Origin of the sequence: Streptomyces sp. KR55 (assembly GCF_052245645.1) — a bacterium.
Taxonomy (GTDB): domain Bacteria; phylum Actinomycetota; class Actinomycetes; order Streptomycetales; family Streptomycetaceae; genus Streptomyces; species Streptomyces flavusporus.
Window position 1 is genome coordinate 1 of the sequence record NZ_JBQQCE010000840.1, and the last position, 2063, is coordinate 2063.

A 2063-nucleotide genomic window follows, 5' to 3' on the forward strand; every position below is an offset into this window, starting at 1 on the left:
CCAGGCCCCGGACGGCCTCCCGGTTCGAAGAACAAGGAGCGAGCCAAGCATCACGACGTCGGCAAGACGGTCAAACGCGCCGAATCAATCAAGGAACACCAAGCCCGTCCACGTTAAACGCCAAGCTTAGACGCCGTTGCTCTATCGATCGAGGTGAGCATTGGTTCGACTGCGGCGACTCGGTGGGGTGATCTTCGGGCGGGACGTGCATGAGGGCAGGGCCTCCTGTCCAGCTCGGGATTGCTGAAGTCCCTTCGAGCGTCAGGAGGCCCTGTGCCGCAGTCTTCCGTGCAACTGTCGGGCGAGTCCAACTCGGTTGCTCTGTCGTGTGATTGTCTCGCGCACCGGTTCGGGAACGCCGGGGATCGGCCGCACAGGCGGCCGAGGTATCCGTCGGACATGACCGACGTCGAGTGGGCCGCAGTCCGGGACTCGCTGCCGGTGCCGGGGTGGCTGGAGGGCAGGGGCGGACGGCCAGAGGGCTACTGCCACCGGCAGATGGTCGACGCGGTCCGGTACCTGGTCGCGGGCGGTATCACGTGGCGGGCGATGCCCGCGGACTTCCCTGCCTGGGACCGGGTCTACGCGTTCTGGCGGCGCTGGCGCGACAAGGGCTGGGTCCGTGAACTGCACGATCGGCTGCGTGACTGTCTCCGCGCGGTGGCCGGCCGGGATCCGGAGCCCACCGCGGGGATCATCGACGCGCAGTCGGTGAAAGCTGCTGCGTCGGTGCCGGCCGCGACGCGGGGTTTCGACGGCGGGAAGAAGGTGAACGGGCGCAAGCGGCACATCGTGGTGGACACGCTGGGGCTGCTGTTGGCCGTGACGGTCACGGCGGCGTCGGTGACCGACAGGGACGCGGGCCGGGATCTGCTGGCCCGGCTGCGTGAGCGGCACTGGCGGATCACGCGGGTGTGGGCCGACGGCGGCTACACCGGGCAGTTGGTCGACTTCGCCCGCAGCCTCCTGCGGATCGCGTTGACGGTGGTCAAACGCAGCGACGGTCTCTCGGGGTTCACAGTGCTGCCCAAGAGGTGGCTGGTGGAGCGCACGTTCGCGTGGCTGATGCGCTCACGGCGCCTGGCCCGCGACTACGAGGGACGCACCGACAGCGCCGAGGCGATGATCCTCTGGTCGATGAGCATGGTCATGAGCCGCCGCCTGGCCCGTCCGCGACACTGAACATCCCCGGCACCGCCTCGACCAGCCAGCCCCGCCGGGCCAGGCGTTTGGCCTTCGACCGCATCCCCTCGACCTTCGCCGGAACCGGCTCCAGACCGAGCGCCGCGGCGAGCTGCCGGCAGTCCATCGCCTCTCCACCCCGCTCAACCAGGATGGTCATGATCCTTCGATAGTCCGGTGCCAGCGCGGCGGCTTCGAGTCCTTCCGTCCACATTGGCACCACCGAGCCGGGCACCGCCCCAGCGACCGGTCGCGGCCGCTGATCGGGCGCGGCCACCAACACCTGCTCGCGGTCGCGCGGCTCCGCGAGGACCTGCCCGACCGTCTCACGGGCAATCACGAACCGCTCCCACGCGGCCTCCGCCTCCCGAAGCTCTGCCTGCAAAACCTCGACCCGCTGTCGGGCCGCACGCTCCTGCTCCTCCAGCAACCCCATCACCGACGGCACCAGGCACCTCCACCGGGAGACAACACGACATGCCATCACTGCCGCACGACAGCGGAACTATGCCTGACCAGCAGAAACGCAGCGGTCACTCTCGGAAAGACAACGGCTTCTTAGGGAACGGTTCCCCCGTCGTGCGAGGCGGCGGGTCATGAGCGTGATCGCAGCCCAGATGATCAAGCTCTGGTGGGCGCCTCAGTGCCTGATCCTGATCCCTGCCGAAGCAGGCGCCGTGTACCCCTCTACGGCATTCCGCATTAGCACATCGTCGCGTTCGGATTGTGATGGCACCTCGATGCCTGAACTAGGTGTATTGCCCTGAGAGGTTAGGAACGCGGCTGGCGGGTGGCTGGCCCTTGAGCGCGGTGTGTCCGCGGTGGTGATTGTAGGTGTGCAGCCAGCCGGGGAAGGCGTCGCGTCGTTCCTGTTCTGATCG

2 protein-coding genes and 1 pseudogene are annotated in these 2063 nt (G+C 67.9%); 1 reads left to right on the forward strand and 2 read right to left on the reverse strand.

Annotated features, from left to right (window positions below; translation table 11 throughout):
• Positions 1–399: 399 nt before the first annotated feature.
• A complete protein-coding gene (locus tag ACTWQJ_RS50805) occupies positions 400–1182 on the forward strand; it encodes an IS5 family transposase (protein ID WP_443313105.1) in 783 nt (260 codons plus the stop codon).
• On the opposite strand, the gene ACTWQJ_RS50810 is transcribed toward ACTWQJ_RS50805, so the two are convergent.
• Both ACTWQJ_RS50810 and ACTWQJ_RS50815 read right to left on the reverse strand, forming a co-directional pair.
• Entirely contained in the window at positions 1148–1630 is a 483-nt protein-coding gene (locus tag ACTWQJ_RS50810) for a hypothetical protein (RefSeq protein ID WP_443313106.1), read from the reverse strand. The two genes, ACTWQJ_RS50805 and ACTWQJ_RS50810, sit on opposite strands and share 35 nt — an antisense overlap.
• 301 nt (positions 1631–1931) lie before the next feature.
• A pseudogene (locus ACTWQJ_RS50815) lies at positions 1932–2063 on the reverse strand (IS481 family transposase); the annotation flags it as partial.

Excerpts from the sequence above, each read along its gene's own strand:
- ACTWQJ_RS50805 (WP_443313105.1), top strand. The coding sequence starts at position 400 with ATGACCGACGTCGAGTGGGCCGCAGTCCGGGACTCGCTGCCGGTGCCG.